Origin of the sequence: Polaromonas sp. (assembly GCF_039930745.1) — a bacterium.
Taxonomy (GTDB): domain Bacteria; phylum Pseudomonadota; class Gammaproteobacteria; order Burkholderiales; family Burkholderiaceae_C; genus Polaromonas.
Genome location: NZ_JBDTTH010000147.1, coordinates 1 through 6159, shown reverse-complemented (window position 1 = coordinate 6159; position 6159 = coordinate 1). Strand labels below are relative to the sequence as shown.

The following is a 6159-nucleotide window of genomic DNA, read 5'->3' as shown; positions in this document are numbered from 1 at the left end:
GACCCCATCCTGATCGAGCAGGTGCTGATCAACCTGATGAAAAACGGTGCCGAGTCGATCGCCCAGGCACGCCGGCCCACCGCACGGCGCAGCGTGGAACTGCGCGTGGTGCCGAAAAACATCGACGACCAGGATGTGATCGAGTTTTCGGTGCTGGACTCGGGCAAGGGCCTGTCGCCCGAGGTGATGGGCCGGCTCTACGAAGCCTTCTACTCCACCAAGGCCGAAGGCATGGGCATAGGCCTGAAACTGTGCCGCAGCATCGTCGAGTCGCACCAGGGGAGAATGCAGGCCGACAACCTCTACAATGGTGACGAAGTGGTGGGGTGCCGGTTTACCTTCTGGATTCCCGTGACACCCCTGCTTTTGCCAGCTGCCGCAGCAGAAGCGCCCGCCACCCCAACTGGCATTTCCTGACAAGGTATTCCGATACCGTCCACGCAAAGGTTTGGCATGAGCTTGATTCCGAAAAAAGGTACTGTTTATGTCGTTGACGACGACGAGGGCGTGCGTGACTCGCTCCAGTGGCTGCTCGAAGGCAAGGACTACCGCGTCCGTTGCTACGACTCCGCCGAAACTTTCCTGAGCCGCTACGACCCGCGCGAAGTCGCCTGCCTGATCGTCGACATCCGCATGGGCGGCATGACCGGCCTGGAGCTGCAGGACCGCCTGGTCGAACGCAATTCGCCGCTTCCCATCGTTTTCATCACCGGCCACGGCGACGTGCCCATGGCCGTGAACACCATGAAAAAAGGCGCCATGGATTTCATCCAGAAGCCTTTCCAGGAAGAAGCCCTGGTCAGCCTGGTTGAACGCATGCTGGACCAGGCCAAGGAAGCTTTCAGTGAACACCAGCAGTCGGCCAGCCGCGACGCCCTGCTCGCCAAGCTCACCTCGCGCGAAGCGCAGGTGCTCGAACGCATTGTTGCCGGCCGCCTGAACAAACAGATCGCCGACGACCTGGGCATCAGCATCAAGACGGTGGAGGCGCACCGCGCCAACATCATGGAAAAACTCAACGCCAACACGGTGGCCGACCTGCTGAAAATCGCCTTGGGCTCGAGCGCACCCAAGACCTGAACCGATTTCCTGCCGCTATCGTTTGGATAGCTGCTTGCGCCCGTGGTTACTTGGCCAGCGGGCGTTTTTACTTGAAAAACTGAACCATGACTGCACAACTCATTGATGGCATCGCCCTGTCGAAACAATTGCGCGGGGATGTCACCCGGCGGGCAGCAGCACTGCGTGCGCGCGGCGTCGTTCCGGGCCTGGCCGTGGTGCTGGTGGGCGACAACCCGGCCAGCCAGGTGTATGTGCGCAACAAGGTCAAAGCCTGCGAAGACAGCGGCCTGCATTCGGTGCTGGAGCGCCACCCGGCCACGCTGAGCGAAGCCGATTTGCTGGCCCGCGTGGACGCGCTGAATCGCGACCCAACCATCCACGGTATTCTGGTGCAACTCCCCCTGCCCGCGCACATTGACGCACACAAGGTCATTGAAGCGATTTCACCAACCAAGGATGTGGACGGCTTCCACGTGGCCAGCGCCGGCGCCCTGATGGTCGGCCAGCCCGGCTTCTGGCCTTGTACGCCTTACGGCTGCATGAAGATGCTCGAGAGCATCGGTTATGACCTGAAGGGCAAACATGCGGTGGTGATAGGCCGCAGTAACATCGTCGGCAAACCCATGGCGCTGATGCTGCTGCAGAAAAATGCGACTGTCACGGTCTGCCACAGCGGCACGCAAAACCTCAAGGCCCTGACGCTTCAGGCCGATGTGGTCGTCGCCGCAGTGGGCAAGCGCAACGTACTGACGGCCGACATGGTCAAACCCGGCGCGGTGGTGATTGATGTTGGCATGAACCGCAATGACGAAGGAAAACTCTGCGGCGATGTGGATTTCGATGGCGTGAAGGAAGTGGCCGGCTGGATCACGCCGGTGCCCGGCGGCGTCGGGCCGATGACCATCACGATGTTGCTGGTCAACACCCTGGAAGCGACGGAACGCAGCTAGAAACTGCGGGCTGGCGCTTCAGGTCTCGGCGTCGGCCGTTTTGGCACCCTGACTCAGGCACCACAGCGTCCAGCCGGCAGCCAGCCATTGGGCCAGGTACATCGCGCTGCCCAGGCCGTGCCAGAGCCTGAGGTTGCCGCCGTCAACGCGTGCATTGACAATGCGCGGCGCCACGCCGAACTCCACCAGCACCGCCAGCAGCAGGCCGGTCACTATGAATTTCATAGCTTCTTGCGCAGAGGGGGAAAGGGCTGGAGCCTCTTTTTTATTCAAGACCAGCAGCAGGAGCATGGTGCAGGCCACGCTGAGCCAAGTCTGGGTCGTGAACAGTTTTGCGGCCATGGCGCCGGCCGCAGCGGGGCTCGGCAGGTGAATGAACAGCATCGGCACCACGACAAAACCCAGACCGGTCAGGCTGCCCCACCAGAGGGCGGCCAACACAATGCTGATACGGGACCGGGTGTTCATGATTGCTGGCAGGGGCACCCCAGGCTCCGAATGGACGGCAGTGAGATCGACCCCGAGGGCACTCTTTTCAAGCAGGGGCCGCGGGTCCGGCTTTGCCGGCCCGCAGGCGCAGCGGCCCCCTCGGGGGGCAGGAAGCTACACGGAGTGCGCGACCGTAGGGTCACTATATATACATCACCGCGATGATTTCGTAACGCTTGATGCCGCCCGGCGCCTGCACCTCGGCGGTGTCGCCTTCATCTTTGCCGATCAGGGCACGCGCAATCGGCGAGCTGATGTTGACCAGGCCCAGCTTGATGTCGGCCTCGTCCTCGCCGACGATCTGGTAAGTCACCTTGTCGCCGGAATCCTCGTCCTGTAGTTCAATGGTGGAGCCAAACACCACCTTGCCGCCTGCATCCACCTCAGACGGGTCGATGATCTGCGCGGCCGACAGCTTGCCTTCGATTTCCTGGATGCGGCCCTCGATGAAACCCTGGCGGTCCTTGGCGGCATCGTACTCGGCGTTTTCGCTCAAGTCCCCTTGCGCGCGCGCTTCGGAAATCGAGTTGATCACCCAGGGTCGATCCACGGTCTTGAGCTGGTGCAGCTCGGCCTTGAGCTTTTCTGCGCCCCGTTTGGTAATAGGAATGGTTGCCATGGTTTGAGTCCTCCAAAAGCGAAACGCCGGGCGTATCTGCCCGGCGGTAGTTGATGCCTCAATTATGCCCGGAAAGGCCAGGGCCCCATTCGTGGAGGGCTGCCTCAGTCTCGCCCGGCCTCCACTATTTTCTCGGCCAGCAAGCGTGGGTTGGTGAAGCAGATTTCGTGGCTCCCCGTACAGGACACCAGGCGAAAAAGGCCCAGGCGTTCAGACAGGCGCGGGTGCCAGGGCATGCTGTGCGGCATCGCGGTGTCCTGCTCAGCATTGACATAGCTTTTCCCGATCTGCAGGGCCGCCAGCTCCGTGGGCAAGGAAACAGCCTCGGTAAAGGTGCGGTAAGGCTGCGGATTAAGCCTGGCGAAACTGCTTTCGGCGAGCGCAGCATCGGCATCATTGATAAAAGCTTCACGCCAGATCGGATACGGCAGCATGACGGCGTTGGCGCTGGCAGCTGCCAGTCCGTCGAACAAGGCCTTGTAGTGCGGTGGCACCATGTCGTTCAGGCATTCTCCGTTCAAGGGCACAAAGGCGTTCTGGTACACCAGCCGGCGAATACGCCCCGGCACAAGCGCCGCGGCCCTGGAAATGGCCATGCCCCCGTAACTGTGGCCGACCAGGCGCACGCCGGTAAGATTTTTCTCCTCGAGGTAATCCACCAGTGACTGCGCGGCTTGCGTCAGACCGACAGTGGCGCGGTCATCGCCCGTCCTGTTGCCCGCGAGTGTCGGGCACCACACGTCGTGCCCCATGGCACGGATGTACGCCGCCACCGGCTCAAACAACTCGCCCGTGTGCCAGGCACCATGAACCAGAACGTAGGTATCAGCCATCAATGTCTCCTTTGAACACAGCCCCGCCGACAGGCGGTGCTCTGTGCAAAGGTTAGCCGGGTAACAGGCGCCATATGGCCGGTTTGCGCAGCCATCGTGGCCGATTCGTGCCAGTTCAGGAGGGAAAGCGGGTCTTGCGCCATAACGCAGGTGTGCTGCCCGCCACGCGCCGGAACTCTCGCACAAAATGCGACGCATCCGCATAGCCACAGCGGCGCCCGATCTCGGCAATGGTGAGGTGGGACAGCCTGCCTTGTTCCAGCAGCCGCGTGGCCTGCTCGAAGCGGCACCGGCGCAGGGTGAGGGCAAAGGTGGCACCCTGTGCGGAAAAACTGCGGTGCAGGGTACGCACCGAGATGCCCAGATCCTGCGCCACAACCCCTGCCACCAGCCCGGACTGATCCAGCCGCTGCCGCAATACCTGCGTCGCCCGCCAGACGATGTCCCGCGTTGCGGAAACCGGATTGCGGCAAGCGGGCTCGAGCGCCGCGGCGAGCGTTGCGCCGATCTGCTCTGACAACAGTGTGGGGGGATAGGCCAGCGCGGCGGACGGGTCCTCGCCCAGTTGAAGGCTCAATGCAGACAGCGATTTTCCCCACCCATGGTCCCGGGCCACAACACGCGGTGCGCGGCTCTCAGGCTCAGCCAGCCAGCACCCCACCCATGACCGCGGCATCTGGATCGACAGGCAACCCACGGCATCAGGGAAATGGAGTTCGTAGGCATGGGCGGAATCGACCAATACCGAGTCCCCGGGCCGGAGGTATGCCACGTGCCCGCCCTGACGCACATGCCAGGCGTTGCGCATCTGGGTGATCAGGTAGTACGGGTGCTGCTGCCCGCGTGCTATGCCACCAGGCGTGCGGTATACATCCTGCGTGGAGGCGATGACCTGATTCAGCGAAACAACATCCACTCCGACACTGGTCAAGGTGCCGTCAAAGGTAGCGTCTTCCCGGGAGCTGCAATCCATCTCCAGGAAAGCCTCGCAAATGGCGCCTACCCAGTAGTCGAGCCGTTGGCCCGGCTTGACCACATCGGTAGACCATTTGCGTACTGGCGAATCGCCACACCTTGCGGCCGTGTTCATAAGCACAATCTACCGCGCCTCGGCGCAACGGGCAAGCGGGCTTACCTCGTTCCGCGCGCGTCAGGCTGCAAGTTGCGCGTGCAGTTCCTGAACCGAATAAACCGTCAGATTGTCCAGGTATTTCATGCCCTCCACCGCCGCTTCGGCACCGGCGATGGTCGTGAAAGTGGTTACCCTGGCCAGAAGCGAGGAAGTGCGAATCTGCCGCGAGTCCGCAATGGCATTGCGGCGCTCTTCCACCGTGTTGATGACCAGTGCAATCTCGTTGTTCTTGATCATGTCCACCACGTGCGGCCGGCCTTCGGTGACCTTGTTGACCACGCCGCAGGCAATGCCGGCCGCGTTGATGGCTGCCGCTGTGCCCTTGGTGGCAACAATGTCGAACTTCAGCGCCGCCAGCGCCCGCGCCACTTCTACGGCACGCGGCTTGTCGTTGTTCTTGACCGTCAGGAAAACCTTGCCCGAAGTCGGCAGCTTGGTACCAGCACCGAGCTGCGACTTCACAAAGGCCTCGCCGAAAGTCTTGCCGACGCCCATGACCTCGCCGGTGGACTTCATCTCGGGGCCGAGAATGGTGTCCACGCCGGGGAACTTGACGAAGGGAAACACTGCTTCCTTGACGCTGAAATAAGGCGGCGTCACTTCGTTCCTGATGCCTTGCGACGCCAGGGTCTGGCCCACCATGCAGCGCGCGGCCACCTTGGCCAGCTGGATGCCGGTGGCCTTGCTGACAAAGGGCACGGTGCGCGAGGCACGCGGGTTCACCTCGAGCACGTAAATCACGTCCTTGCCGTCCACATGCTGAATGGCAAACTGCACGTTCATCAGACCCACGACGTTCAGGGCTTTTGCCATGGCCGCCGTCTGACGCTTGATCTCGGTGACAGTTTCTGCATTCAGTGAATAAGGTGGCAGTGAACAGGCCGAGTCGCCGCTGTGCACGCCAGCTTGTTCGATGTGCTCCATCACACCACCAATGAAGGTCACACCTTCAGGATCGCGAATGCAGTCGACATCGCATTCAATGGCGTCATTCAGAAAGCGGTCCAGCAGCACTGGCGAGTCATGGCTGACCTTGACGGCTTCGCGCATGTAGCGCTCCAGGTCGCGCTGCTC

7 protein-coding genes and 1 pseudogene are annotated in these 6159 nt (G+C 61.9%); 3 read left to right on the top strand and 5 right to left on the bottom strand.

What is annotated here, in order from left to right:
- The 3 genes from ABI660_RS22605 to folD all read left to right on the top strand — a co-directional run.
- Positions 1-417: ATP-binding protein (locus ABI660_RS22605; RefSeq protein WP_348072373.1), on the top strand; the 417-nt coding region annotated here is incomplete at its 5' end.
- 36 nt (positions 418-453) lie between these two features.
- On the top strand, positions 454-1080 hold the full coding sequence (locus tag ABI660_RS22600) for a response regulator transcription factor (protein WP_348072371.1): 627 nt from the start codon (positions 454-456) through the stop codon (positions 1078-1080).
- A gap of 86 nt (positions 1081-1166) precedes the next feature.
- Positions 1167-2012, top strand: coding sequence for a bifunctional methylenetetrahydrofolate dehydrogenase/methenyltetrahydrofolate cyclohydrolase FolD (gene folD, locus ABI660_RS22595; protein WP_348072370.1), 846 nt, complete (start codon positions 1167-1169; stop codon positions 2010-2012).
- Positions 2013-2030: 18 nt separating this feature from the next.
- Here folD and ABI660_RS22590 read toward each other — a convergent pair whose 3' ends face one another.
- From ABI660_RS22590 to carB, 5 genes and pseudogenes are all read right to left on the bottom strand, one after another.
- Positions 2031-2480: a DUF4149 domain-containing protein gene (locus tag ABI660_RS22590; protein WP_348072368.1), complete on the bottom strand. Its 450-nt coding sequence runs from the start codon at positions 2478-2480 to the stop codon at positions 2031-2033.
- Between the two features lie 163 nt (positions 2481-2643).
- Positions 2644-3120 (bottom strand): transcription elongation factor GreA, encoded by a 477-nt coding sequence (gene greA / locus ABI660_RS22585; RefSeq protein WP_348072367.1) that lies wholly within the window; start codon positions 3118-3120, stop codon positions 2644-2646.
- A 104-nt stretch (positions 3121-3224) separates the two neighbouring features.
- Positions 3225-3953: an alpha/beta hydrolase gene (locus tag ABI660_RS22580; protein ID WP_348072365.1), complete on the bottom strand. Its 729-nt coding sequence runs from the start codon at positions 3951-3953 to the stop codon at positions 3225-3227.
- Between the two features lie 115 nt (positions 3954-4068).
- Positions 4069-5043 (bottom strand): helix-turn-helix domain-containing protein, encoded by a 975-nt coding sequence (locus tag ABI660_RS22575; RefSeq protein ID WP_348072363.1) that lies wholly within the window; start codon positions 5041-5043, stop codon positions 4069-4071.
- A gap of 60 nt (positions 5044-5103) precedes the next feature.
- Positions 5104-6159, bottom strand: a pseudogene (carB, locus tag ABI660_RS22570) (carbamoyl phosphate synthase large subunit); the annotation flags it as partial.

Excerpts from the sequence above, each read along its gene's own strand:
- ABI660_RS22600 (WP_348072371.1), top strand. The coding sequence starts at position 454 with ATGAGCTTGATTCCGAAAAAAGGTACTGTTTATGTCGTTGACGACGAC.
- folD (WP_348072370.1), top strand. The coding sequence starts at position 1,167 with ATGACTGCACAACTCATTGATGGCATCGCCCTGTCGAAACAATTGCGC.
- ABI660_RS22590 (WP_348072368.1), bottom strand. The coding sequence starts at position 2,480 with ATGAACACCCGGTCCCGTATCAGCATTGTGTTGGCCGCCCTCTGGTGG.
- greA (WP_348072367.1), bottom strand. The coding sequence starts at position 3,120 with ATGGCAACCATTCCTATTACCAAACGGGGCGCAGAAAAGCTCAAGGCC.
- ABI660_RS22580 (WP_348072365.1), bottom strand. The coding sequence starts at position 3,953 with ATGGCTGATACCTACGTTCTGGTTCATGGTGCCTGGCACACGGGCGAG.
- ABI660_RS22575 (WP_348072363.1), bottom strand. The coding sequence starts at position 5,043 with ATGAACACGGCCGCAAGGTGTGGCGATTCGCCAGTACGCAAATGGTCT.